The following is a 24,293-nucleotide window of genomic DNA, read 5'->3' on the forward strand; positions in this document are numbered from 1 at the left end:
TGAAGCTCGCGACGGCCGCGACTGTGAGGGCCAGAAGAGCATGCCTAAGGGGGCTCGAGCATAGTGGCCGCCGTCGCTACGCATTCACCCGCGAAGAAGGTGTTCAGCGGGCTGGTCAAGACCCGCGAGCTGGGCATCATCGTCGCCCTCGCGGCACTGATCATCTACACGACCGCGAGCCAGCCGCGGTTCCTGTCCGCGCAGAGCATCCGGGACATCCTGCTCAACACGTCGATCCTCGCGGTGATGGCCGCCGGGCAGGCCGTCGTGGTGATCACCCGCAACATCGATCTCTCGGTCGGCTCGGTGCTCGGCATCAGCGCGTTCACGGTCGCCTCGATGATGAGCGACAACCCTGGCCTGCCGATGATCGTGGCGCTGCTGGTCGGCCTCGCCGTCGGCGCGATCGCCGGGCTGCTCAACGGCGTCCTGGTCCGCTACGGCCGGGTGCCGGCGCTGGTGGTCACGCTCGGCACGATGTACATCTTCCGCGGCCTCATCTACTCGTGGGCCGGCGGCGACCAGGTCAACGCCGACGAGCTGCCCGGGCACTTCCTGCAGTTCGCGAACGACTCGATCCTGGGCATCCCGTGGCTGGTGCTGATCGCACTGGTCGTGGTCGGCGGCGTCTCGCTGATGATGCGCAACTACCGGGTCGGCCGCGAGCTGTACGCGATGGGCTCCAGCCCCGGCGCCGCGGAGCTGGCCGGTATCAAGGTCGCCCGCAACATGCTCGCCGCGTTCATCATCAGTGGCGCGCTCGCCGGGCTCGCCGGGGTGCTCTTCGCCTCCCGCTTCGGCACGATCGACGCCTCGGCCGGCAACGGCTACGAACTCAACGTCGTCGCCGCGGTCGTGGTCGGCGGGGTGGCCGTCTCGGGCGGCAGCGGCACGGTCTGGGGCGCGGGCCTCGGCGCGCTGCTGCTGACCGTCATCGGCAGCGCCCTGACCGTGCTGGACATCAACCAGTTCTGGCAGCAGGCCATCGTCGGCGCGCTGATCGTCCTCGCGATCTGCGCCGACCGGATCGTCGCGGTCCGCATCGCCCGCTCGCTGCGAAAGAGGGATTCCCATGTCTGATGCCACAGCGAACCCTCGCAGCCTCAAGGACGGCCTCGGCAGGCTGGCGACCTGGGACGGCATCATCATCCTGCTGACCGTCGTGGTGATCGTCGCGGCGTCGCTCGGGGTTTCCAACTTCGGCACGAGCCGTAACTTCACGTTCCTGATCCTCGACCTGATGCCGATCGTGCTGGTCGCGCTGCCGATGACGCTGATCATCGTGACCGGCGAGATCGACCTGTCGGTGGCGAGCATCCTCGGCCTGGCCAGCTCGCTGATGGGCTGGTTCTGGAACAACGGGCTCTCCATCGAGATGATCATCCCGCTCGTGATCGTGATCGGCGCGGTGCTCGGCGCGATCAACGGCTTCCTGGTCAACGCGCTGGGCCTGCCGTCGCTCGCGGTCACGATCGGCACCCTCGCGCTCTACCGCGGCCTCGCGTTCGTGGTGCTCGGCGACGGCGCGGTGGCGGACTTCCCGTTCGACTACACCGGCTGGGTCACCGGCACGATCGGTGGCGGCTCCGTCCCGAACGTCCTGATCCCGATCGTGGCGCTCGCCATCGTCTTCGGCATCGTGCTGCACGCGACGCCGTTCGGCCGCTCGCTCTACGCGATCGGTGCCAACGACCAGGCCGCGCACTTCGCCGGCATCCGGGTGGCCAGGACCAAATTCTGGCTGTACGTCGCGAGCGGCGCGGTCTCTGCCCTCGTCGGCATCCTGTGGACCCTGCGCTACTCCAGCGCCCGTGCCGACAACGGTTCGGGGCTCGAACTGGCCGTGGTCGCGGCGGTGCTGCTCGGCGGTGTATCGATCTTCGGCGGTAAAGGCAACCTGCCGGGCGTACTCGCCGGGGTGGTCCTGCTCGCCGCCCTGCAGAACGCCCTCCGCCTGCAGGACGTCTCCGGCCAGGCTCTCAACATCGTGACCGGGACGCTGCTCGTGCTCTCCGTTCTTCTGCCCAATGTCGTGTCCTCGATCCGCACCTCGCGGCAAAGGCGAAAAGTCCGCCAAGCCGCAGCCAGCTGAATTTCCCCCCGTCCATAGGAGTCAGCCATGTTCCGTTCCCACCGACGACTACTGACAGCCACCAGCGCCTCACTTCTCGTCCTCGGTCTCTCTGCCTGTGGCGGGGGCACCACCAAGGACAGCGCGGAGAGCACCGGCGGCGGCGCGGCCCAGCCCGGCGCGTCCGCCAACCCGAACGCCGAGACCAAGGCCGGCCTGAAGATCGCGTTCCTGCCGAAGCAGCTCAACAACCCCTACACCGACGTCGAGACCGGCGGCGGCAAGGTGGCGGTCGGCGAGCTCAAGGGCGAGTACAAGCTTGTCGGCCCGAACGACGCCAGCGCCTCCTCGCAGGTCAGCTATATCAACACGCTGATCCAGCAGCAGCAGGACGTCATCGTGGTCGCGGCGAACGACCCCAACGCGGTCTGCCCGTCGCTCAACCAGGCTCGCCAGGCCGGCATCAAGGTCGTCTCGTTCGACTCCGACGCCTCCAAGGACTGCCGCGACGCGTTCATCAACCAGGCCACCACCCAGGGCATCGGCGAGAGCCTGACCAAGATGGCGAGTGAGCTGGCCGGCGGCGAGGGCGACATCGCGATCCTCTCGGCCACCCCCAACGCCACGAACCAGAACGCCTGGATCGACGTCATGAAGAAGGAACTGGCCAAGCCTGAATACAGCAAGCTGAAGCTGGTCAAGACGGCGTACGGCAACGACGACGACCAGAAGTCGTTCCAGGAGGCACAGGGGCTGCTCCAGTCGTACCCCAATCTCAAGGTGATCGTCTCCCCGACCACCGTGGGCATCGCCGCGGCCTCGCGCTACGTCAGCTCCTCGAACTACAAGGGCAAGGTCGCGATCACCGGCCTCGGCCTGCCGAACCAGATGCGCCAGTACGTCAAGGACGGCACCGTCAAGAAGTTCGCGCTCTGGAACCCGGCCGACATCGGCTACCTGGCCGCCTTCACCGGCGCCGCGCTCGCCTCCGGCCAGATCACCGGCGCCGAGGGTGAGAAGTTCAAGGCCGGCAAGCTCGGCGAATACACGATCGGTGCCGCCGGCGAGATCGTCCTCGGCCCGCCCACCGAGTTCACCGCCGAGAACATCGACCAGTTCAACTTCTGATTCACATGCCCCGCTACTGCTTCCAACTCCAGGTCCGTACGGACCGCTTGGAGGAGTACGTAGAGCGGCACAAAGCCGTGTGGCCCGAGATGCAGGACGCACTTCGGGCCACCGGCTGGCGCAACTACTCCCTCTTCCTGCGCCCCGACGGCCTGCTCATCGGTTACGTCGAGGCTGACAACCTGGCCGAGTCCGAGGCCGCCATGGCCGCAACGGACGTCAACACCCGCTGGCAGGCGGAGATGGCCCCGTTCTTCGCGGGCACCACCCCCGACGACGGCTTCCCCCTGCTGACCGAGGTCTTCCACCTCACCGAACCGGAAGAAGCGTGACACCATGACCGACCTCGCCGCCGTCAAGCGCGCCCTCACCGCACAGCGGGTCGAGACCCCGTCCTGGGCGTTCGGCAACTCGGGCACCCGCTTCAAGGTCTTCACCCAGGCGGGCGTCCCGCGCACCCCCCAGGAGAAGATCGCCGACGCCGCCGTCGTGCATCGGTACACGGGTGTCGCCCCGACGGTCGCGCTGCACATCCCTTGGGACAAAGTGGACGACTATTCGGCGCTCACGGCGTACGCGAAGAGTCTGGGTGTTGGCATCGGGGCGATCAACACCAACGTCTTCCAGGACGACGACTACAAACTCGGCTCGGTCACCAACCCCGACCCGGCCGTGCGCCGCAAGGCCACCGATCACCTGCTGGAAGCCATCGACATCATGGACGCGACCGGTTCCCGCGACCTGAAACTGTGGTTCTCCGACGGCATCAACTACCCCGGCCAGGACGACCTCACCAACCGCCAGGACCGTTTGGCCGCGGCCCTCCAGGAAACGTACGCCCGCCTCGGCGACGACCAGCGGATCCTGCTCGAATACAAGCTCTTCGAGCCGGCCTTCTACGCCACGGACATCCCGGACTGGGGCACGTCCTACGCCCACTGCCTCGAGCTGGGCCCCAAGGCCACGGTCTGCATCGACACCGGCCACCACGCCCCCGGCACCAACATCGAGTTCATCGTCGCGTTCCTCCTGCGCCAGAAGAAGCTCGGCGCCTTCGACTTCAACAGCCGCTTCTACGCCGACGACGACCTGATGGCGGGTGCCGCGGACCCGTTCCAGCTGTTCCGCATCATGTACGAGATCGTCCGCGGCGGCGCGCTCGACCCGGCGTACGGCATCAACTTCATGCTCGACCAGTGCCACAACATCGAAGCGAAGATCCCCGCGATCATCCGCTCGATCCTCAACATCCAGGAAGCCACCGCCAAGGCCCTCCTGGTCGACCGCGACGCCCTGACGAAGGCCCAGAACGACGGCGACGTCCTCGAAGCCAACGCCGTCATCATGGACGCCTACAACACGGACGTCCGGCCGCTGCTCGCCGAGGTCCGCACGGACCTGGGCCTCGACCCGGACCCGGTCGCCGCCTACAAGCGCAGCGGCTACCAGGAAAAGATCGTCGCCGACCGCGTCGGCGGCGAACAGGCCGGCTGGGGCGCCTGACATCGGCCTCGGTTTGAACTCCTGGCCAAAAACGTGGCATTAATAATACGTTTCTGGGGTGACTGGCCAGGAGTTCAAACCGGACCGCGGCGCCTTCTGGGACGACCTTGCATCTCCCTGGAGCCACTCTCCGAGTCCGACAAGGCGAACGTCAGCGCCTCCCTGCTCAACGGCGAACATCCCGACCCCACGGCGCTGGCAGAATTCCTGCACAACGTCCGCGAGGGCGACGCGCCCAGCGGGCTTTGCGCATAGCAGGGGCGGATGATGGTGTCGTGTTTTTCCGGTATCGCCCGGACGGGGTCGCGCGCCTGGTGGATCGGGCCGGACCATGGGTCGGTGAACACGGGGAAAGTTCTGATCGCAGCTCTTCTACTGGCCGGCGCTGCTGGTTGCGGGCCCGGTGAGCCGGTCGCCGCGACGACGCCATCACCCTCGCCTGCGGCCACCACCTCGGTGCCCGTCACCGAACCGACCACCGCGCCGCCCACGACGGCATCGCCGACGCCCCCGCCGCTTGAGGACAGCCATGCCGCCGACACCGATTCCGGCTATCTCTGGATCCGCTCCGGCGGGCAGCTCTACATCGTCCAACCGTGGACCACAACCATTCGCGGTGGGCGCGGCTACTCGGCGATCTTCCTGGTCGACGACGGCTTCCGCAAAGGTGTCGTGGGTGCGTTCCTGCCGGGTGCGAAGTTCCAGGTGAACGGCAAGACCCGCTCATTCACCATCGTGGAGAACCATAACCTCAACGCCATGCCGATCAGCCTGCACTGACGCGGGGGGCCGGGGCATAGGAAGACCATGCGGCCAGCGCGCCGTCGGCGATGGCGGTGAGTTCCTTGAAGTCGGCGCCGTCGCGGGCCTGGAGGGAGAGCGCGTTCAGCACGGCGTTGTAGAAGGCGCTCATCGCCTCGATGTTCGTCGCGGGCGGCAGGTCACCGTCAGTGACTCCCTTATGGAGACGGTCGCGGATCAACTCGTGGCAGTTTTTGCGCAGGACGGTCAGGAAGTCCTGCACTCCCGGTTCCGAGCAGTTCATGCCGGTCAGCACAACCATGCAGCCGTGCGGGCGGCCCGGCTCGGTGTAGTTCGCGGCGTTGTCGTGGAGCATCGCGGAGATCGAGGCGTGCGCGGTCGGCTGTTCGGCCAGCGCGCGGCGCGTCAGCGAGCCGAAAGTGTCGCCGTAGAGGATCACCGCCTCGCGGAACAGCGCCTCCTTACTGCCGAACGCGGCGTAGAGGCTGGGTGAGCCGATACCCATCGCGGTGGTCAGGTCGGTCATCGAGGCGCACTCGTAACCGCCGCGCCAGAAGACGAACATCGCCTCCCGCAGTGCTGCCTCCCGGTCGAAGGAGCGGGGACGCCCTCGCGGTGACATGGCCCACCTTTCTCTACCGATCGACACAGAATCCTTGACGGGCCGATTCTACGTACCCAATTCTGTGCTGACCGACACAGAAACGGGGTTCGCTCATGAGTGCACTGAAGGGCAAGACCGCCCTGATCACCGGTGGCAGCCGGGGCATCGGTGCCGAGGCGGCACTAATGCTGGCCGAGCAGGGCGCCGACGTCGCGTTCACCTACGTCAGCTCCCGGCAGCAGGCCGACGAACTTGTCGGCCGGATCGCCGGGACCGGCGCCCGCGGGCTGGCGATCCAGGCCGACAGCATCGACCCCGCCGCCGTCACCAGTGCCGTCGAGCGCGCCGCGGAGGCGTTCGGGCAGGTGGACATCCTGGTCAACAACGCAGCGGCGACACTCTTCGGCCCGATCGGAACCATGAGCGTCGACGACATCGACCGGGTGCTGGCCATCAACGTCCGGTCGACCATCGTCGCCGTCCAAGCTGCCCTCGGACACATGCCGGACGGCGGGCGGATCATCACCGTCGGCAGCAACGTCGCAGACCGGATGCCCTTCCTGGGTGGCGCTCTCTACGCGGCGAGCAAGTCGGCGCTGCAGGGGCTCAACCGGGGGCTCGCCCGCGAGCTCGGGCCGCGCAACATCACTGCAGTCGTCGTTCAGCCCGGCCCCACCGACACCGACGGCAACCCCGCGGACGCACCGCACGCCGCCCAGGCCATCGCCCATATCGCCCTCGGGCGCTACGGGCAGTCGGCGGACATCGCGGCCATGATCGCCTACCTCGCAGGCGAGGGCGGGCGGCACGTCACCGGAACCACGATCACTATCGACGGCGGCCTCAACGCCTGACCTGGAGGCGCTTCGTGTCCTGACCCGGTGGCAGCCCGTAGAAGCGGCGGTATTCGCGGTTGAATTGCGTCGCGCTCGCGTACCCCACCGATTGGGCGACCTCGGCCGCGCTTCCCTCGCCGGCCATCATGCGGCGCCGCGCTTCCTGCAACCGGAGCTGTTTCTGGAACCGCATCGGGCTCATGCCCGTCGCAGCCTTGAAGTGCCGGTGCAGGGTCGCGGGGCTCATGTGGGCGACCGCCGCGATGCCGTCGATGGCCAGCGGCTCGTCATAGTGGGTGACGATCCACGCGGCGGCCTCGCGGATCCGGGCCGCCGCGGTGTCGGTGCGCGACCATTGCCGCAGCGCCGGGCCGAGTGGGCCCGCCAGCAGCCGGTAGAGGATCTCGCCCTCGACGCGGCCGGCCAGTGCACCGATGTCCTGCGGCGCATCCAGCAGGCAGACCCAGCGGGTGACCGCGTCGACGATCTCCGGCGTCATCGGGGCCGTGGTGCGCACCTCGCCGTCGGACGTGACCTTGTCGCCCATCTCCAGGATCGAGCCGGCCAGGACCTGACTGTCGAGGTGGAGCACCACCGACCGGTACGGCACCCGCTCGAAGATCGCGCTGACCGGCGTGGCCAGGGAGTTCAGGAACATCTCGCCGCCTCGGGTGACCCAGCTGCGTTCGCCGGAGACGCTGCGTTTGGCGCCGGCGACGGTGAAGCAGATCATCGGGACGTACTGCTGGTCGCTGGGGGCGATGGACTCGTCGAGGGCGACCAGGGTCTGGCGGGGGACGGCGGTTTCGCCCCAGATTCCGACGTGGTGCCGGTTCACGGCTTCGGCAAGGCGTTCGAGCATGCGGCGCTCCCTGAGAGGATCAGGCAATCCTATGCGAGTCAGAACCCATGACGGTGACCGGCCACGTTCGTAGCGTTGGGCTCATGAACAAACGCGATCTAGGAACACAAGGCCTCAGCGTGGGCGCCATCGGCCTCGGCACGATGGGCATGACCATGGCGTACGGCGCCGGCGACGAAGAAGGCGGAACAGCCACGATCCGTCGCGCGTACGAGCTCGGCGTCACCCTCATCGACACCGCCGAGCTCTACGGCGGCGGCACCGGCAGCAACGAGCAGCTGGTCGGCCGGGCGGTGAAGGGCTTCCGCGACGACATCGTGATCGCCACCAAGTTCGGCTTCGACCTGAGCGACCCGGCCAACGTCGGCGTCGGCCTGGACAGCCGCCCGTCCCACATCCGCGAGGTCACCGAGAACAGCCTGCGCTACCTGGGCACGGACCACATCGACGTCCTCTACCAGCACCGCGTGGACCCCGACGTCCCGATCGAGGACGTCGCGGGCACGATCGGTGAGCTCATCGCCGAGGGCAAGGTCCGCTACTTCGGCCTCAGCGAGGCGGGCCCGGACATCATCCGCCGGGCCCACGCCGTACACCCCGTCTCGGTCCTTCAGACTGAATACTCCGTCTTCGAACGCGCGGTCGAGGCCGACGTCCTCCCGGTCGTCCGCGAGCTCGGCATCGGCTTCGTGCCCTACTCCCCGCTCGGCCGCGGCTTCCTGACCAGCACGGTCAAGCCGGCCACCGAATACCCGGCGGACGACATGCGCAGCTGGGACGACCGCTGGCAGCCCGGCAACTACGAGAAGAACCTGGCCGCGGTCCAGCAGCTGACCACCCTCGCGGAGAGCAAGGGCATCGCGGTCACCCAGCTCGCCCTCGCCTGGCTCCTCGCCCAGGGTCCCCACATCGTCCCGATCCCCGGCACCCGAAGCCCCGCCCGCCTCGCCGAAAACGTCGCCGCCGCCGACGTCACCCTCACCCCCGACGACCTCACCCGCATCCAGCAGATCCTCCCCCACGGCGCCGCCGGCTCCCGCTACCCCGAAGCCATGCTCCCCTCCTGGTAACCGAACCCCGCACCATCAAAATCACCACAGAGGTCCGCGCGTGGCTGCGAACCCTGCGACAGACCGACCCGGAGAACTACCGGCCGGTCAATGCGACGGAGGGGCGAGCAATGAGGCCTTCCAGGTAACGGCCGTTGACGTTGGGTGACGGTTTTGTTCGGGTCGCGCGGCCGCGTTCGATATGCGGGATCGAGGGCTGCCGTGGTGATCCGGCCGGTGGTCCAGGGTCCCGGCGTGGTTGTGGTGTTTGTCGATTCTCGGGGGTCGACTGCGGGTGTCGGCCCGGTGTGTGGCATCCCGGCCGGCGGTCAGGGTGTGGCTTTCGGGGTTGCCTGCTGGGTAACGGCCCAGCGGCCGGGTTCGGGTCGTGGTCGCGAGGCGTCCGGTGTTCGGTGTCCTTGGATGCGGGCGGTGTGGCGTTGTAGGCGGAACCCGTGGTGGCGTAGGTCGCCTGGCGTGTGCTGCTCTGTATGAAGTCGGCTTCCTTTCATCTCTCGTTGGGGGCTGTGGATATCGTCTAGTCATTTGTCAGCAGGCGGTGCCGTATTTGACTCGCCAGCGGTTGGTGAAACGGCCCCAGTCGAACAGGTCGCCGGTGGCGCGTCTGCGGTCACGCTCGTATGCGGCGTCGGCTTGAGCCCGGCTGGTGTTCGCGTCGCGGAACAACGCACGTGCGGCCTCGATCCACATGATTTTGCCGTCCGCTGTCCGGGCGTCGGGAGAGTCGCGGCGCAGCCGGGCGGCATGACCTAGTGCTTTTCCGAAAGCCCGCCGGACCCGGTGCTCACGCCGGAACTCCTCGGTTGCTGGGGAGTAGTTTCGGCGTCGGGTCGGGTCACGAATCCACGCCAATTCGACTGTGGTAAAGATTTCCAGCTGAGCGAATGTCATCCCTTGATCCTTCTCAGCGGGGACCTTGATCGGAAGGGCGGGTGTGCCTTTATCGTATTGAGGGATATCACATGGGACTGAATGGCGAATGGTGAATATCGGGATAGCCGCGAGGTGGTGAATGGATTTCGGGAGGGCGATGATTGCCGGGCCGGCACGTCATGGTTTGCCGTTTTGAGCAGGCTGTTACTCCGTCCACCGGCTACGTCGGAGGGTGGTGTCGTATTCTCGGGACGGTCACCGAACGCACGCAGACCCTTACGCGGAATGGGCGGCTGGGGCTGACGCAGCGGCAGGTGGCTGATCTCATGGGGGTGACGCCCGGGCGGGTCAGTCAGATCGAGAACGGCGATCTCGATGTGAACGAGGTCGCCACGCTCAGCCGTTACGCGCAGGCGCTGGGTGCCAAGATGTGGATCATCTTCGCCTATGGCAACGACCTGCGACAGATCGCCTGAGAAGCCCCACTCAACCGGCGACCACTCGGGTGAGCAGGGCGATGAGCTGGGATTGTTCGGCGGGGGTCAGGGCGGCGGTGAGGGTGGCGTTGGCCTGATTGCCGAGGTGGGTGGTGCGGGTCAGGGTTGCCTGGCCCGCTGGGGTGAGGGTGATGGAGTTCTTGCGACGGTCGACCGGGGATGGGGTGCGGTCGATCAGGTCGTCGCCGTGCAGGTCCTGGATGATGGCGACCATGTCTTTGGGATCGACTCGCAGGGTTCGGGCGAGGTCGGCCTGGGAGAGCGGGCCCAGCTCGGCGACCGTGGCGAGGACTGCGTGGTGCATCATTCGCAGGCCTTCGGCGGCGAGGGCTTCGGTGACGAGGCGGTGGCCTCGGGCGGCCGCCCGGCCCAGTAGCCAGCTTGGCAGGACTCGGATGCTGTGTGGGGCGTACGGGACGTCGGTCACGGCCGTAGCCTAGCTAAACCGTTGGGATATCCCAACGAGTTATATTAGCCTGGCGGGCATGCGGAGAGTGCGTTATTACGAGCACGGCGGGCCGGAAGTGCTGACGGTGGAGCAGGCAGCGGATCCGGTGCCAGGTCAGGGCGAGTTGACCGTACGCCCGGAGTCCATCGGCGTCACCCTCCCCGCCGTACGCATGGTGCGGGACCCCAAGAGCCCGCTCCCCGGAGTGCTCGGCGGGGAAGTCGCCGGCGAGGTGCTCGCGGTCGGTGAAGGCGTCACGGGGTTTTCCGTCGGGGATCGGGTGGTGTCCCTGCCCTTCACCGGCTCATATGCCGAGCTGGTCGTCGTCCCCGCCGTGATGACGACCCACCTTCCGCAGGGCAGCAGCGCCTCACAAGCCGTCGCACTCGTCCGTAGTGGACACGTGGCGCTGGCGGCGTTGAGCGTCGCGAACGTAAAGCCGGAAGAATCGGTGCTGGTCACCGCGGCGGCCGGCGGGGTGGGGCACCTCGCTGTGCAGTTGGCCAAGCTGCAGGGCGTACCCAGAGTGGTTGCGGCAGTTGGTGATCTCGCCAAGGGTGACTTTCTCCGCGAGCTGGGGGCCGACGAAGTTGTCAGGTATGGCGATGACGTGCAGGTGGATGTGGTGCTCGACGGGGCCGGTGGGGAGTTGCTCGGCACCGCGCTGAAAGCGGTCCGGCCCGGTGGGCGGCTGGTCTTCTTCAACTCGGGCGGTGGGACGATCGACGCGTCCGACCTGCTGGGCGGCGCGAAGACCGTGACCGGTATGGCCGTCCGGCACTTCGCCGCCGCCCATCGGGACCTCTACGACCAGCACCACGATCTGCTCTGGAAGCTCGCCCGGGACGGCCGGCTTCGGCCCGCGGTCCACGCCGAGCTGCCGCTGGGCGACGCTGCCGAGGCCCACCGCATCATTGAGACGCGGCGGAACCTCGGCAAGGTCGTCCTCAAGCCTTAGCAGTGGGTGGCGGCTCGGCGGCGCCGGTCATGATGGCGACCGCGTCGGACATGCTGTGGCTCTTCGGGGTGATGACCGTGGCGCGGCGGCCGAGGCGCTGGATGTGGATGCGGTCGGCGACTTCGAAGACATGGGGCATGTTGTGGCTGATCAGGATGACCGGGAGGCCCTTGTCGCGGACGTCGCGGATCAGTTGCAGGACCCGGTTTCCCTCTTTGACGCCGAGGGCGGCGGTGGGTTCGTCGAGGATGACGACCTTGCTGCCGAAGGCCGCGGAGCGGGCCACCGCGACCGCTTGGCGCTGGCCGCCGGAGAGCGACTCCACCGCCTGGCCGATGTTCTGCAGGGTGCCGATGCCCAGCTCCGACATGTGCCGCCGGGCCTCCGCGCGCATGTGGCCGCGGTCGAGCATCCGGAAGACGCTGCCGAGCACGCCGGGTTTGCGTTGTTCGCGGCCGAGGAACAGGTTGTCGGCGATGTCGAGGCCGGGGGCGACGGCGAGGGTCTGGTAGACGGTTTCGATGCCGGCCTCGCGGGCCTCCATCGGATTGCGGAACGTCACCCGTTCGCCGTCGAGGTAGATCTCGCCCTCGTCCGGGACGATGGCGCCGGAGAGTGCCTTGATCAGGCTGGATTTGCCGGCGCCGTTGTCGCCGATGACCGCGAGGATCTCACCGGGGTAGAGCTCGAGATCGCTGCCGTTGATGGCGACGACCCGCCCGTACCGTTTGGTCAGGCCACGCGCTTCCAGGACGGGAGTCGTCATCAGGTTTTCACCTTCCTGATCCACTGGTCGAGAGAAACGGCGACGAGCACCAGGAGGCCGATCGCGAAGCCTTGCCAGACGACTTCGACGCCGCCGAGCTGGAGGCCGTTGCGGAAGACGCCGACGATGAGGGCGCCGATCAGGGTGCCGAGGACGCTGCCCCGGCCGCCGAAGAGGCTGGTGCCGCCGAGGACGACGGCCGTGATGGAGTCGAGGTTGTAGTCGGTGCCGACGTTGGGGCTGGCCGAGGCGAGGCGGCCGATCAGGATCCAGCCGCCGACGGCGTAGAGCAGACCCGCGATCGTGTAGACCGAGAACAACACGCGACTGGTACGGATACCCGCGAGCCGGGCAGCCTCGATGTCGTCGCCCGTCGCGTACACGTGCTTGCCCCATGCGGTCCTGCTCAGGGCATAGAAGAAGAGCCCGAACAGCAGCAACATGAAGATCGAGCCGTACGTGAGCCGGAAGCCGCCGATCGGGATGGAGTTGCCGGTCCACGTCATGATCGAGGGCATGTCCGAGCCGCGGACCGTCTCGCTGTTGGAGATCACCGAGTTCAGTGAGAAGAACATCGTCAGCGTGCCGAGCGTGACGATGAACGGTGGCAGCTTGATCCGGGTTACCAGGAAGCCGTTGAGCGCGCCCATGGCCGTGCCGAAGGCGAGACCGAACAGCAGTGCAAGCACGCCGGGCAGCCCGGCCCGGGTGCAGAAAACCGCCATCAGGATCGAGGAGAAGACCGCGATGGCGCCCGCCGAGAGATCGATACCGGCGGTCAGGATCACCAGCGTCTGGCCGAGGGCGAGCACGGCGATGACGGTGACCTGCGCGAGGACGAGTGAGAGGTTGGCGGCGGAGAAGAAGCGGACGTTGACGATCGAGAACGCGATGATCGCCACGATCAGGACGGCCAGCGGCCCGAGGACCGGGTTGCCGTGCAGGATGTGCTGGACGCGCAGGCCGAACGAGTCGTTCCTGGCGACGTCGAAGTCGGTGGCGGTCTCGGTGGCAGTTGCCATGCTCAGCCCCAGCAGTTCTGCGTGCCCCACGTGGAATCCTTGGCTTCCACGCCGGCCTGCGGGTCGTCGGTGATCAGGGTGGTGCCGGTATCGATGAAGTCCTTACCGGCCGTGGCCTGCGGTTTCGAGCCGTCCTTGGCGAACTTCGCGATCGCCTCGATGCCCATGCTCGCCATCTTCAGCGGGAACTGCATCGACGTCGCGCCGATGACGCCCTTCTTGACGTTCTCGACCCCGGGGCAGCCACCGTCGATGGAGACGATGACCGTGTCCTTGTCCCGCCCGGCGGCCTTGAGCGCCTGGTACGCGCCGGCCGCCGCGGGTTCGTTGATCGTGTAGACGAGGTTGATCGACGGGTCCTTCTGCAGCAGGTTCTCCATCGCCGTACGCCCGCCGTCCTCCGCGCCGTCGGTGACGTCGTGTCCGGCGATCCGCGGGTCGCTCTCGTCACCGATCTTGTTGGCGTCGCCGACCGGGATGCCGAACCCGTCGAGGAATCCCTGGTCCCGCTTGACGTCCACGGAGACCTGGTTGGCGTTGAGGTCCAGCATGGCGATCTTCGCCGTCCGGCCGTCCTTCGCGAACTTCGCCTTCGCCCACTGCCCGATGAGCTTCCCGGCCTGGTAGTTGTCGGTCGCGAAGGTGGCGTCGGCCGCGTCCGGCGGGTCGGTCGGCGTGTCCAGGGCGATGACGAGCATGCCCCGCTCATGGGCGAGGTCGATCGACGGGACGATCGCCTTGGAATCGTTGGGAGTGATCAGAAAACCTTTGGCACCGTACGACGACAGGTTCTCGATCGCCAGCACCTGCGCCTCGTTGTCGCCGTCCTGCTTGCCCGCGAACGACTGCAGTTCGAGACCCTGCTGGCCGGCTTCGCGCTGGGCGCCCTTCTTCATCGTCACGAAGAACGGGTTTGTGTCCGTCTTGGTGATGAGGCCGACGACCGGTTCGCCCGTCCCGCCGCCGCATGCCGCCGCGGTGCCCACCACCAGCACCCCGACGACCACTGCCGGGCCGAGTCGCCCGCCCCGGGGCACGATCCATTGCCGCATGTCCCCTCCAAACCGATTTAGCACAAATCGAGAGACAACGTTGTCTTGCAGTAGACGTCGCCATGCATCGACTGTCAACAATAAGTTTCCGGCAGATTGCGTACAGTGATCATTGGGAGGTCTGTCGTGGGGCGGCCCACCATGAACGATGTCGCCCGGAACGCGGGCGTGAGCCTGAAAACCGTGTCCCGGGTGGTGAACGGCGAGACCACAGTGGACCCCGGGCTCGCCGCGCGGGTGCGGGCGGCCGTTGCCGCGCTGGGATACCGGCCGAACCTCGGTGCCAGCATGCTGCGGCGCAACGATCGGCGTACCCGGATGATCGGGGTCCTGCTCACCGACCTGGCCGGACCGTTCTCCGCGGCGGTGCATCGCGCTGTTGAGGACGAGGCCCGCGCGCGTGGCGTACATGTGCTCGGTGGCAGCACCGACGACGACCCGCAGCGGGCGCAGGACCTGGTGGAGGCGTTCGCCCGGCGGCACGTGGACGGGGTGATCCTGACGGCTCCGGCGGTGGTGGACCTGCCGAGCGTCGTCATCGACCGCGAGGCCGGGATCGGTCAGGGGATGCGCCATCTGAGGAACCACGGGCATCGGCGAATTGTGTTTGTGGAGCGGGAGGTTCACGCGGTGTTCGCGCTGCCGGATCCGCCCACTGCGATTCTCGCCGGGAGCACGTCGGTCACGATCGAGGTGGTCCGGGCGCTGCGCGAGCGCGGGCTGCGGGACCGGGTGGCGTTGGTCGGGCTTGGTGACTTTCCCACGGCTGACCTGCTCGAACCCGCGGTCACCGTGGTGGCTCAGGATCCTGCCGCGACAGGCCGGGCGGCCGCGGGGGCACTCTTCGAGCAGATCGATGGGGGTACGCAGGGAGCGCGGGCGATCAGCATCCCTACAACGCTGATCGCCCGCGGTTCCGGGGAGATCCGGCCTGCTACGGGAAGCTGACCACGTTCACCGGCACGGTCTCGGCACCCTGTGCGGCGTCGCCGGTCTGGTTGACGACGTGGTCGATCGTGCCCTTGCCGCCGAGCGAGACGGTCAGCAGATCGTGCAGCTTGACGCCGTCGGTCACCGGCACCTCGAAGCCGTGCTCCGCGTGGATGCTCTCGTCGGCGGTGAAGTTGCAGTAGCTGCCCAGGCCCCACGCCTCGTGGTTCTTGACGGTGTCCGCGACCTTGTATGCCGCGTACCCCTTGGCGTCGGCGCGCCAGGCGTCCTGGCTCGGCGGGTCGTACGGCATCTCGTTCTGCAGGAAGATCGTCCGGCCGTTCTCGCCGTTCCAGACGACGTTGTCCTTCTGGTAGTGCTCGACGAAGAGCCCGTACCCGGTGACGTCGTCGCCGTTGACGACGAGGCCCGAGTCGGCGGGGTTCTCGGTCCAGCCCGCGCCGGCGCCGTGGTCGGCACGCCACGCCCAGATGTGGTCGATGACCGTGTCGTCGCTGTTCACCAGCAGGCTGTTCGTCGCCTTGCCGGGCCCGGCGCCACCGATCCGGAAGAACACGTCCTGCACGGAAACCGGGTTGGCCGCGTGGTCCGCCGAGGCTCCATCTTCGCCGATGACCAGCAGGTTCTCCGAGTTGGCGGTACCCGCGTCGAACAGCACACCGGCGATCTTCACGCCGTCCACGTCGGAGACCTGCATCGGGGTCACGCCGTTGTCGGGAATGATCGTGGCGTAGCCGATGCCGAGCACCACCGTGTCCGGCCGCGTCACCTTGATCGTGTCGTCGACGTGGTAGACGCCCGGGGTGAGCAGCAGGTTCAGGCCCTGCTCCAGCGCGGCGTTGATGGTGGCCGCCGAATCACCCGGCTTCGCCACGTAGAACTCGCTCAGCGGCAGGCTCTTACCCGGCGTGTTGCCGTTCGCCCAGCTCACGCCGGAAGAGTCGTGCGCCAGGTCGGGGACGAACACGCCGCCGTCGTAGAGGTAGGGCTTCTCGCGGGTGACCGGCGAGGTCGGCAGCACGGTGTACGGCGGGTTCGGGAAGCTCTGGGCCGGGGCGCCCTTCACCCCCGAGAACGTCATGTTCCAGACGCCGTTCTCGTTCGACTTGATCTCGCTGTTACGGGTGAACCACTGCTGCTGCGAGTACGGCTGCTGGGCCCCGCTGATCCGCGAGTCGGCGATGTAGCCGCCGGACGCCCAGCCGTACCCGTCAGGGGCGAGGTTGAGGTCTCCATGCACATCCATGCGGCGGAACGGCGCGGCCTGCGCCACCGCCCAGCGGTCCGCACCCGAGACGGGAGTGATCGACAGGTTCTCCGCCGACCGCCAGAAGTTCTGGGTGGCGTTGCCGTCGAACCAGCCCGCGTCAACCGTGAGGTCGCCGTTGATCTGGACGTCATCGGGATTCTGCCCGAGACCGAGCACCGACGTGTAGAACCCGACCTGGATGTTCAGGCCGTTGTAGGTGCCCGGCTCGAAGGCGAGCACGTAGCGGTCCGTACCGAACTGGTTGGACTCCTGCTTCTTGAAGATCTCGTCGGCCTTCGCCTGGATGTCCGTGGCGGCCATCGACGGGTCGAAGACGATCACGTTCGAGCCGAGATCACCGCCGGCCTGTACTTCCTGCTCGGCCGCATCGGCATGCAGCACGGTGACCGCGGCGTAACCGCCGACCACTGTGGCGACCACGGCTCCGAGCGCGCTTAAGCGCTTCTTCTTCACAGCGTTTGCTCCTAGCGAGGGGGGATTTGCCGCGGGGCGTTCGGGGAAACGTCACCGCGGCCACGTCCGACGCTAGGACGATCTTCTCGGCGACCGGTCGTTTTGTCGCCAAAGTGCATAGAAAACTGCCCCGCAGACTTCCGTCCGCGGGGCAGCTCACATTTCTGTTATCGGTGCCGTCAGGGGAAGTTGACCACGTTCACGGGAACGGTGTCGGTGCCCTGAGCAGGGCCGCCGGTGTTGTTGACGACGTGGTCGATGACGCCCTGGCCGCCCAGGGACACCGTGAACACGTTGTGCAGCTTCACGCCGCTGTTCACCGGAACCTCGAAGCCACGGTCCGAGTGCACCGCCGGGTTCACGTTGAAGTAGCAGTAGCTGCCCATCGCCCACGCCTCGTGGCTGGTCACCGAGTCGGCGACCTTGTACGCGGCGTAGCCGTTGGCACCCGAGCGCCAGGTGGCGTTGTTCGGCGGGTCGTACGGCTGCTCGTTCTGCAGGAAGTACGTACGGCCGCCGTTACCGTTCCACTGGACCTCGTACTTCTGGTAGTGCTCGACGAACAGGCCGTACGCGGTGACGTTCTGACCGTTCACGATCAGGCCGCTGTCAGCGGTGTTGATCGTCCAGCCGTACGTGCCGGCGTTGCCGTGGTCGGCGCGCCACGCCCAGATGTGGTCGATGATCGTGTTGTTGCTGTTCACCAGCAGGCTGTTCGTGGCCTTACCGGCGATCGAGCCGCCGATCCGGAAGAACACGTCCTGCACGGTGGTCGGGTTGGCAGCGTGGTTCGCGCTGCTGCCGTTCGGGCCGATCACCAGCAGGTTCGCCGAGTTCGTGGTGCCGGCGTCGAAGAGCAGACCGGCGATCTTCACGCCGTCCACATCGGCCACCTGCAACGGCGTGACGCCGCCGTCCGGGATGATCGTCGCGTAGCCGAGGCCGAGCACGACGGTGTTCGCCCGGGTCACGTTGATCGTCTGGTTGACGTGGTAGACACCCGGCTGGAAGAGCAGGTTGAGCCCCTGCGCCAGCGCCTGGTTGATCGTCGCGGCGCTGTCACCGGGCTTGGCGACGTAGAACTGCGTCAGCGGCAGCGCGGTGCCCGGCGTGTTGCCGTTCGCCCAGGTGACCCCGGACGCGTTGGTCTGCAGGTTCGGCACGAACACCTGGTAGGCACCGCCGGCCTGGAACAGGTACGGCTTCTCCCGGATGACCGGCGTGGTGGCGATCGTGGTGTACGGCGGGTTCGGGAAGCTGGTTGCCGGAGCGCCCTGCACACCGACGAACGTCTGGTTCCACACCGCGTTCAGCGACGAGCCGATCGTGCTGTTGCGGGTGAACCACTGCTGCTGCGAGTACTGCTGCTCCGAGCCGCTGATCCGCGAGTCGGCGATGTAGCCGCCGGAGGCCCAGCCGTACCCTGCGGGGGCGAGGTTGAGGTCGCCGTGGATGTCCATCCGCCGGAACGGCGCGGCCTGCGAGACGGCCCACCGGTCCGCCCCGGAAACGGGGTAGAGCGACAGGTTCTCCACCGAGCGCCAGAAGTTCTGCGTCGCGTTGCCCTGGAACCAGCCCGCGTCGACGGTGATGTCACCGTTGATCCGGGTGTCCTGCGGGTTCTGCCCGAGCCCCAGCACCGAGGTGTAGAAGCCGACCTGGATGTTCAGGCCGTTGTAGGTGCCCGGCTTGAACGCCAGCACGTAGCGCTCGGTGCCGAACTGGTTCGACTCCTGCTGCCGGAAGATCGTGTCGGCCTGGCTCTGGATCGACGCCGCTGACTGCGACGGGTCGAACACGATCACGTTCGCGCCGAGGCTGCCACCCGGAGGCACGGTCGGCCCGGTGGGCGGCGGCGTGGTCGGGTCGGTCGCGGTGCCACCGAAGACCTTGAATTCCCAGAGCGAGTATCCGTACGCCGTGGCGCGCGCTGTGCCGTACATGCGCACGTAGCGGGCGGTCGCGTTCACGGTGACACTCTGGACACCGGCCTGCCCCGCGATCGCCGCGGTGGCGTCGGACCAGGTGCTGCCGTTCGCCGAGGTCTGAATCTTGAAGGACGTCGCGTACGCGGCCTCCCAGTTCAACTCGACGCGGTTGATCGCCGAGCTCGTACCGAGGTCGACCTGCAGCCAGCTCGGGTCGACGAATGCGGACGCCCAGCGCGTACCTGTATTGCCGTCGGTCGCGGCGGCCGCGGGGAACGCACCCTCGTTCTCGAACGACGAAGCGGTGGTGGGCTTGCCCTGCGACAGCAGGGTCTCAGCGGCGTGCGCACTCAGTGTGGTCATAGCGCCGAATGCGGCGACCACCGCGACGACCAGGCCGCCGGCAGCGCCGAGGCGCCACCGCCGGCGAGGTCGGGGGATGGTGGTGGGGACGGTCATGACTTCTCCTTTACGGAGGTACGGACGCGCGGGGACGCGGCCGGGAGCAGGGGAAGCTCCACCCGGCGAGCGATCTTCGGAGAGCGCTCACCCGGTTCCTGTGGACGCTAAGTTCGTTACGCCGATGTGTCAAAGGTTCGGCCACGCTGTTACGCGCGGCCCACGGAACCGGTTCCGCCACCCCGGGGAGGCCTGGTTAATCCATAACTTGATCTCGATGCGTCGCGGCCGCTCCCGGCACCGCCTAAGACCGTTGCTGAGCTGCCAGAACAGCACTTTCGACCGGTGCCGGCACGGCACATCGCGAGGCGCTGGGCAAGCCCTGATAACGCATTTCCGGTTCCGGAACCTGGCGCCGGAATCCACAGCTCCAAGCAGGACGGTCATTTCTGACTTTTAGGGCACCCCCGTCCTACAGTGGCAGCATGCGCCTGACCCTCACCACCGACACCCACCTCCCCAAGCGAGCGCGCGACCTCCCGGCAGCCCTCTGGTCAGCCATCGACTCAGCGGACGTGGCCATCCACGCCGGCGACTGGGTGGACGTGGCGACGCTGGACGCTCTCGAGGCCCGGTCCCGGCGCCTGATCGCCTGCTACGGCAACAACGACGGCGCTGCCTTACGCGCCCGACTCCCAGAGATCGCCCGCGCGGAACTCGACGGCGTCCGCCTGGCCGTCATCCATGAGACCGGCGATGCGAAGGGCCGCCCCGCCCGCTGCGACGCCCTCTTCCCGGACATCGACGTCCTGATCTTCGGCCACTCCCACATCCCCTGGGACACCAAAACCCCACGAGGACTCCGCCTCCTCAACCCCGGCAGCCCCACCGACCGCCGCCGCCAGCCCTCCTGCACCTACATGACGGCAACGATCGAGTCAGGCTCCGTCCTCGACGTCGAACTCCACAATCTGCCGGCTCGTTAGATCAACATGATGAGAAGGACAACCCTCTTTGCAGGGCGAGCGTGGTGTGCCGTTCTTGCAGTGGCGGCGCTGACGTCCGGCTGCGGGTCCAAGAACGACAGCATCGGCAACCAGACGTTGTCCCCGGGCGAGACCTGGTCGGCGCAACGCGAACAGGCGAAATCAATTCTGGCGACCTATCCCGGCCGGCCCTCCCCGAACATGTACGCCGGCGCAGCCCTTCTGTCGGCGACGGCAGATCCGGCCACGACACGGATCTCGGTCACTTTCACCGGCGCGCGAGGGTCTGCCAGCACGGCGTGTGGCGCCGACTATGCGGGTGAAGCTGTGGAATCGGCCACGGTCGTCGTGGTGCTTGTTCTGGAGCAGCACAATTCCTACGGCGGGGTTTGCACCATGGAAGGCACGACCCGCACCGCCACTCTGAATCTGGCCCGGCCGCTCGGCAACAGGGAATTGCTCGATCTGCAGGCCCAGGTAGTCCCGGTCCGCACCGCCTATGTGCCGGACTGAGGCAGTTCAGTCCGGGATGGACGTTCTGGGGGGTTTCGATCAGCTCGACCCGATGACCGGCTTCGGCCTGCTGGCCCGGCCGAATCCTGAGAAGGATCTAACGCAAAGATCTTCTTCCGAGAACCCGGGACACCATGACGCCCGCCGCCGCGCCCACTCCGATCCACGCAGCGTTCTGCAGGACCGACGATCGTGGATGCACCGAGGCACGGTCCAACGGTCCGCCGGGCATCACGTGCCTCACCCCCAGTAACGGCGCCCGAGCGGCCCGCCGAACAGTCCCGCTGCGGTCAGCCGCAGATGCGCCTCGGTGAGCGCACCGATCTCCCACATCATCTGCCAGTGAGACACGATCAGGTTGAGATAGATGTGCTGGCGGTACCAGGCAACGTCGACCGGGTCCCCGATAGATCCCCAGCATTCAAGGAAAGTCTCGTCGTCGAGCGCCATGCGCAACAGTTCGGTGTGCAGCCCACGGATCGACTGCTCTCGAGCCGCCTTGGATTCGCGTCTTTGCATGTGCAGGGACACGGCAACGCCGCCCAGGGCGAGCACAGAAAGAACCGCGGACGCAGCGCCGTAGGTCTGACCGACATCGCTCAGCGTTCCCCAGTCGACGCGCTCCCCAGCCGGCAACCGCGACAGGGCGAATGGAGAGAGGAGTACGGCGCCCAACGCGCCGAGGATGGCAAGCACGATCAGCGCGAGCGTTGCAGTGCGCAACATGGCAGCCCGCAACGAACGCCCAACGATCGCACCCGAGCGGTTCACCGGTCGTCGTGCTCTTCGGCGGTAGCAACCTCCCGCGCAAAGAACTCCTCGAACTCTTCGCTGCTGTCATAGATATCCCGGAGAGATGCGCGGCACCGGGCGATCGCTGCGGGCTCGACGAACTTCGCCGCCCCGCAAGGCGCACCGTCGGCGCCATAGTCAACTACATAGCCTGCGAGATCGCCCAGAATCAATAACTCAGGAATGGTGCCGTACTTCTGCTCGGCGGGAGCTGTGACGGCGGGCTGGGCGATTCTAATTCGCTCGCCCGCTTTGGCTCGAACGCGGAGAACGTGCAGCTCCCACCGCAGGTATTCGCTTACCGGAAAATCGACAACGCGCACCCGGTAGAAGCGGGACCCCTGTTGGGCAAGACTCGTGTAGTAGGCCGTCAAATCGGGAAGATCGGCTTCTGCCGTCTCGACTGCTTCGTCCCACCGGCCGGCGACGAATGACTCCCAGCTCTTGTTGCCGGGTTCCCGAAAGTACTGCGCTCGTTCGGACTTCCAGATGTCTCCGGCAAGATCAGCCGAGACCACCGTGAAGTCGGCGATGTACTCCTTGAGCGGAAGATACTCTGTGACAACAGCGTCGAGTAGCGGCGACATGGACTCAGTCTAGGCATCGGGGATGTCAAGCTTAGCCGCGATCAACATGCTGCGGGGAATAATTACGAGGCGCTCATCCGAGCCGATCGCGACTCCATCGGGCAGACGTCCCATGTAGTCGGCGGTGTACTCACGCCCGATCAATGCGATGTCGCGTTCTCCAACTCCCAGACATCAGGACAGGTAGGCCCAGCGCTGGTCGCCCCCAGTTCCAATGCCGACTTGCCCAGGCGTCGGACCAATCGGGCGCTCGGGTCGGCTTCCCACGGTCGTGACATCGAGATCTCCGATCCGCATAGGATTCGGCACTCAGTGTAATCGCGTCCCGGCGGTTTCCCGCCCGTCGGATTTCCAGATAGAGGCGATATCGGAGTGGCGGGGTGTTGGTCTTGCACGCACGCAGAAGGAAGGGCCCGGAGGTCCGTTTTGGAGCGCCAGCTCCTTGGATCTCCGGGCCCGGCCTCGACGGGAGTTGCGGTCTGTACCCCGCACGGACCTACGACATCTTCAGCCTTTAATGCCTTTTAGAGCTTCAGATTCCGAGATCGACGCTGGGGTAGAGGGGGAAGGCGCCGAGCATTTCGTTGGCCTGCTTGCTGACTCGGTCGGCGATGGCCGGGTCGAGGTCGAATTTGGCCTTGCTGGCGCCGGGTTTGGTGCTGGAGAGGACCGTGTGCATGAGGTCGGCGATCTGGTCCATTTCGGCGGTGCCGAGGCCTCGGCTGGTGAGGGCCGGGGTGCCGACTCGGATGCCGGAGGTGTACCAGGCGCCGTTGGGGTCCTGGGGGATGGAGTTGCGGTTTGTCACGATGCCGCTGTCGAGGAGGGCCTGCTCGGCCTGGCGGCCGGTGAGGCCATACTTGTCGACGTCGACGAGGACTAGGTGGTTGTCGGTGCCGCCGCTGACCAGGGTGGCTCCGCGGTTGAGGAGGCCGGTGGCGAGGGCCTGGCTGTTGTCGACGATGCGCTGGGCGTAGCCGGCGAATTCGGGGCGGCGGGCTTCGGCGAAGGCGATTGCCTTGGCGGCCATGACGTGAGCGAGGGGGCCGCCGAGGACCATGGGGCAGCCGCGGTCGACCTGGTCGGCGAGCTCGGGCTGGGCGAAGACCGCGCCGCCGCGGGGGCCGCGGAGGCTCTTGTGCGTGGTGGTCGTCACGATGTGGGCGTGGGGGATCGGGTTGAAGTCGCCCGTGAAGACCTTGCCCGCGACCAGGCCGGCGAAGTGGGCCATGTCGACCATGAACGTGGCGCCGACCTCGTCGGCGATCTCGCGCATCGTGGCGAAGTTCACCTTGCGGGGGTACGCGGAGTAGCCGCCGACGATGACCGCGGGCTTGAACTCCTTGGCGGTTTCGCGCAGGGCGGCGTAGTCGATCTGGCCGGTTGCCGCGTCGACGCCGTAGGAGCGCTGGTCGAACATTTTGCCGGAGATGTTCGGGCGGAAGCCGTGGGTGAGGTGACCGCCGGCGTCGAGGCTCATGCCCAGCATGCGCTGGTTGCCGAATGCGGCGCGCAGCTCGGCCCACTCGGCGTCGGTCAGGTCGTTGATCTGACGCTTCTCGAACTTCTTGAGGTACGGCACCTCGACCCGGTCGGCCAGGATCGCCCAGTACGCGACGAGGTTGGCGTCGATGCCGGAGTGCGGCTGAACGTACGCGTACGGCGCGTCGAACAGGGCCTTCGCATGCTCGACGGCGATCGACTCGACGGTGTCGACGTTCTGGCAGCCGGCGTAGAAGCGGCGGCCGATGGTGCCCTCGGCGTACTTGTCGGAGAGCCAGTTGCCCATCGCGAGGAGCACCGCGGGGGACGCGTAGTTCTCGGAAGCGATCAGTTTGAGGGACTCGCGCTGGTCGTGCAGCTCCTTCGCGATCGCGTCGGCGATGCGGGGGTCGACGTCGCGGACGACATCAAGGGCCGCGCGAAAGGCGGTCGATTCGGCGTTGAGCTCAGACATGGGGC

General features: G+C 67.0%; 25 protein-coding genes. 13 read left to right on the forward strand and 12 right to left on the reverse strand.

Annotated features, from left to right (window positions below):
• Nucleotides 1–63: 63 nt before the first annotated feature.
• From Ahu01nite_RS12585 to Ahu01nite_RS12610, 6 genes are all read left to right on the forward strand, one after another.
• Nucleotides 64–1,080, forward strand: a complete 1,017-nt coding sequence (locus tag Ahu01nite_RS12585) for an ABC transporter permease (protein ID WP_239158804.1) — start codon at nucleotides 64–66, stop codon at nucleotides 1,078–1,080.
• Entirely contained in the window at nucleotides 1,073–2,092 is a 1,020-nt protein-coding gene (locus Ahu01nite_RS12590) for an ABC transporter permease (protein ID WP_203836659.1), read from the forward strand. The genes Ahu01nite_RS12585 and Ahu01nite_RS12590 overlap by 8 nt, the downstream gene beginning before the upstream one ends.
• Nucleotides 2,093–2,119: 27 nt before the next feature.
• Nucleotides 2,120–3,199 (forward strand): rhamnose ABC transporter substrate-binding protein, encoded by a 1,080-nt coding sequence (gene rhaS, locus Ahu01nite_RS12595; RefSeq protein WP_203836660.1) that lies wholly within the window; start codon nucleotides 2,120–2,122, stop codon nucleotides 3,197–3,199.
• A gap of 5 nt (nucleotides 3,200–3,204) precedes the next feature.
• Nucleotides 3,205–3,531 carry an L-rhamnose mutarotase gene (locus tag Ahu01nite_RS12600; RefSeq protein ID WP_203836661.1) on the forward strand — a complete coding sequence of 109 codons (327 nt, stop codon included), beginning with the start codon at nucleotides 3,205–3,207 and terminating at the stop codon, nucleotides 3,529–3,531.
• 4 nt (nucleotides 3,532–3,535) lie between these two features.
• Nucleotides 3,536–4,702: an L-rhamnose isomerase gene (gene rhaI, locus Ahu01nite_RS12605; RefSeq protein ID WP_203836662.1), complete on the forward strand. Its 1,167-nt coding sequence runs from the start codon at nucleotides 3,536–3,538 to the stop codon at nucleotides 4,700–4,702.
• Between the two features lie 339 nt (nucleotides 4,703–5,041).
• Complete coding sequence (locus tag Ahu01nite_RS12610; RefSeq protein ID WP_203836663.1) at nucleotides 5,042–5,482, forward strand: hypothetical protein; 441 nt, start codon at nucleotides 5,042–5,044, stop codon at nucleotides 5,480–5,482.
• On the opposite strand, the gene Ahu01nite_RS12615 is transcribed toward Ahu01nite_RS12610, so the two are convergent.
• Nucleotides 5,469–6,086 carry a TetR/AcrR family transcriptional regulator gene (locus Ahu01nite_RS12615; RefSeq protein WP_203836664.1) on the reverse strand — a complete coding sequence of 206 codons (618 nt, stop codon included), beginning with the start codon at nucleotides 6,084–6,086 and terminating at the stop codon, nucleotides 5,469–5,471. The genes Ahu01nite_RS12610 and Ahu01nite_RS12615 overlap by 14 nt on opposite strands.
• Before the next feature lie 95 nt (nucleotides 6,087–6,181).
• Here Ahu01nite_RS12615 and Ahu01nite_RS12620 point away from each other — a divergent pair, with 95 nt between their 5' ends.
• A complete protein-coding gene (locus Ahu01nite_RS12620) occupies nucleotides 6,182–6,922 on the forward strand; it encodes an SDR family oxidoreductase (protein WP_203836665.1) in 741 nt (246 codons plus the stop codon).
• Here the strand turns inward: Ahu01nite_RS12620 and Ahu01nite_RS12625 are convergent.
• A complete protein-coding gene (locus tag Ahu01nite_RS12625; RefSeq protein ID WP_203836666.1) occupies nucleotides 6,912–7,766 on the reverse strand; it encodes an AraC family transcriptional regulator in 855 nt (284 codons plus the stop codon). The two genes, Ahu01nite_RS12620 and Ahu01nite_RS12625, sit on opposite strands and share 11 nt — an antisense overlap.
• A gap of 83 nt (nucleotides 7,767–7,849) precedes the next feature.
• Here Ahu01nite_RS12625 and Ahu01nite_RS12630 point away from each other — a divergent pair, with 83 nt between their 5' ends.
• Nucleotides 7,850–8,836 carry an aldo/keto reductase gene (locus Ahu01nite_RS12630; RefSeq protein ID WP_203836667.1) on the forward strand — a complete coding sequence of 329 codons (987 nt, stop codon included), beginning with the start codon at nucleotides 7,850–7,852 and terminating at the stop codon, nucleotides 8,834–8,836.
• A 528-nt stretch (nucleotides 8,837–9,364) separates the two neighbouring features.
• On the opposite strand, the gene Ahu01nite_RS12635 is transcribed toward Ahu01nite_RS12630, so the two are convergent.
• Nucleotides 9,365–9,727, reverse strand: coding sequence for a hypothetical protein (locus tag Ahu01nite_RS12635; RefSeq protein ID WP_203836668.1), 363 nt, complete (start codon nucleotides 9,725–9,727; stop codon nucleotides 9,365–9,367).
• A 161-nt stretch (nucleotides 9,728–9,888) separates the two neighbouring features.
• Here Ahu01nite_RS12635 and Ahu01nite_RS52005 point away from each other — a divergent pair, with 161 nt between their 5' ends.
• Nucleotides 9,889–10,185 carry a helix-turn-helix domain-containing protein gene (locus tag Ahu01nite_RS52005; protein ID WP_438874770.1) on the forward strand — a complete coding sequence of 99 codons (297 nt, stop codon included), beginning with the start codon at nucleotides 9,889–9,891 and terminating at the stop codon, nucleotides 10,183–10,185.
• Nucleotides 10,186–10,195: 10 nt separating this feature from the next.
• On the opposite strand, the gene Ahu01nite_RS12645 is transcribed toward Ahu01nite_RS52005, so the two are convergent.
• The gene (locus tag Ahu01nite_RS12645; RefSeq protein WP_203836669.1) at nucleotides 10,196–10,633 is read right to left on the reverse strand and encodes a MarR family winged helix-turn-helix transcriptional regulator; all 438 of its coding nucleotides are present in this window, start codon (nucleotides 10,631–10,633) and stop codon (nucleotides 10,196–10,198) included.
• Nucleotides 10,634–10,691: 58 nt separating this feature from the next.
• Here Ahu01nite_RS12645 and Ahu01nite_RS12650 point away from each other — a divergent pair, with 58 nt between their 5' ends.
• Nucleotides 10,692–11,612 (forward strand): quinone oxidoreductase family protein, encoded by a 921-nt coding sequence (locus tag Ahu01nite_RS12650; protein WP_203836670.1) that lies wholly within the window; start codon nucleotides 10,692–10,694, stop codon nucleotides 11,610–11,612.
• Here Ahu01nite_RS12650 and Ahu01nite_RS12655 read toward each other — a convergent pair.
• From Ahu01nite_RS12655 to Ahu01nite_RS12665, 3 genes are read right to left on the reverse strand one after another with little or no spacing between them, the layout of a single operon-like run.
• On the reverse strand, nucleotides 11,602–12,378 hold the full coding sequence (locus Ahu01nite_RS12655) for an ATP-binding cassette domain-containing protein (protein ID WP_203836671.1): 777 nt from the start codon (nucleotides 12,376–12,378) through the stop codon (nucleotides 11,602–11,604). The genes Ahu01nite_RS12650 and Ahu01nite_RS12655 overlap by 11 nt on opposite strands.
• Nucleotides 12,378–13,430 carry an ABC transporter permease gene (locus Ahu01nite_RS12660; protein ID WP_239158805.1) on the reverse strand — a complete coding sequence of 351 codons (1,053 nt, stop codon included), beginning with the start codon at nucleotides 13,428–13,430 and terminating at the stop codon, nucleotides 12,378–12,380. Before Ahu01nite_RS12660 ends, Ahu01nite_RS12655 begins: the two co-directional genes overlap by 1 nt.
• Nucleotides 13,403–14,452 (reverse strand): sugar ABC transporter substrate-binding protein, encoded by a 1,050-nt coding sequence (locus Ahu01nite_RS12665; RefSeq protein WP_203836672.1) that lies wholly within the window; start codon nucleotides 14,450–14,452, stop codon nucleotides 13,403–13,405. Before Ahu01nite_RS12665 ends, Ahu01nite_RS12660 begins: the two co-directional genes overlap by 28 nt.
• 141 nt (nucleotides 14,453–14,593) lie before the next feature.
• On the opposite strand from Ahu01nite_RS12665, the gene Ahu01nite_RS12670 reads away from it, so the two are divergent.
• On the forward strand, nucleotides 14,594–15,400 hold the full coding sequence (locus Ahu01nite_RS12670; protein ID WP_203836673.1) for a LacI family DNA-binding transcriptional regulator: 807 nt from the start codon (nucleotides 14,594–14,596) through the stop codon (nucleotides 15,398–15,400).
• On the opposite strand, the gene Ahu01nite_RS12675 is transcribed toward Ahu01nite_RS12670, so the two are convergent.
• Nucleotides 15,387–17,126, reverse strand: coding sequence for a pectate lyase-like domain-containing protein (locus tag Ahu01nite_RS12675; RefSeq protein ID WP_203836674.1), 1,740 nt, complete (start codon nucleotides 17,124–17,126; stop codon nucleotides 15,387–15,389). The genes Ahu01nite_RS12670 and Ahu01nite_RS12675 overlap by 14 nt on opposite strands.
• A gap of 179 nt (nucleotides 17,127–17,305) precedes the next feature.
• A complete protein-coding gene (locus Ahu01nite_RS12680) occupies nucleotides 17,306–19,513 on the reverse strand; it encodes a discoidin domain-containing protein (protein ID WP_203836675.1) in 2,208 nt (735 codons plus the stop codon).
• Nucleotides 19,514–19,938: 425 nt separating this feature from the next.
• Between Ahu01nite_RS12680 and Ahu01nite_RS12685 the strand changes: the two genes are divergently transcribed.
• Complete coding sequence (locus Ahu01nite_RS12685) at nucleotides 19,939–20,439, forward strand: metallophosphoesterase family protein (protein WP_203836676.1); 501 nt, start codon at nucleotides 19,939–19,941, stop codon at nucleotides 20,437–20,439.
• 60 nt (nucleotides 20,440–20,499) lie between these two features.
• Nucleotides 20,500–20,952 (forward strand): hypothetical protein, encoded by a 453-nt coding sequence (locus Ahu01nite_RS12690; protein WP_203836677.1) that lies wholly within the window; start codon nucleotides 20,500–20,502, stop codon nucleotides 20,950–20,952.
• A 240-nt stretch (nucleotides 20,953–21,192) separates the two neighbouring features.
• Here the strand turns inward: Ahu01nite_RS12690 and Ahu01nite_RS12695 are convergent, their stop codons facing one another.
• From Ahu01nite_RS12695 to Ahu01nite_RS12705, 3 genes are all read right to left on the reverse strand, one after another.
• A complete protein-coding gene (locus Ahu01nite_RS12695) occupies nucleotides 21,193–21,723 on the reverse strand; it encodes a DUF6082 family protein (protein ID WP_203836678.1) in 531 nt (176 codons plus the stop codon).
• The gene (locus Ahu01nite_RS12700) at nucleotides 21,720–22,331 is read right to left on the reverse strand and encodes a DUF6879 family protein (RefSeq protein WP_203836679.1); all 612 of its coding nucleotides are present in this window, start codon (nucleotides 22,329–22,331) and stop codon (nucleotides 21,720–21,722) included. Before Ahu01nite_RS12700 ends, Ahu01nite_RS12695 begins: the two co-directional genes overlap by 4 nt.
• A gap of 532 nt (nucleotides 22,332–22,863) precedes the next feature.
• Entirely contained in the window at nucleotides 22,864–24,288 is a 1,425-nt protein-coding gene (locus Ahu01nite_RS12705; protein WP_203836680.1) for a glycine hydroxymethyltransferase, read from the reverse strand.
• Nucleotides 24,289–24,293 lie beyond the last annotated feature (5 nt).

Source organism: Winogradskya humida, from assembly GCF_016862215.1.
Classification (GTDB): domain Bacteria; phylum Actinomycetota; class Actinomycetes; order Mycobacteriales; family Micromonosporaceae; genus Actinoplanes; species Actinoplanes humidus.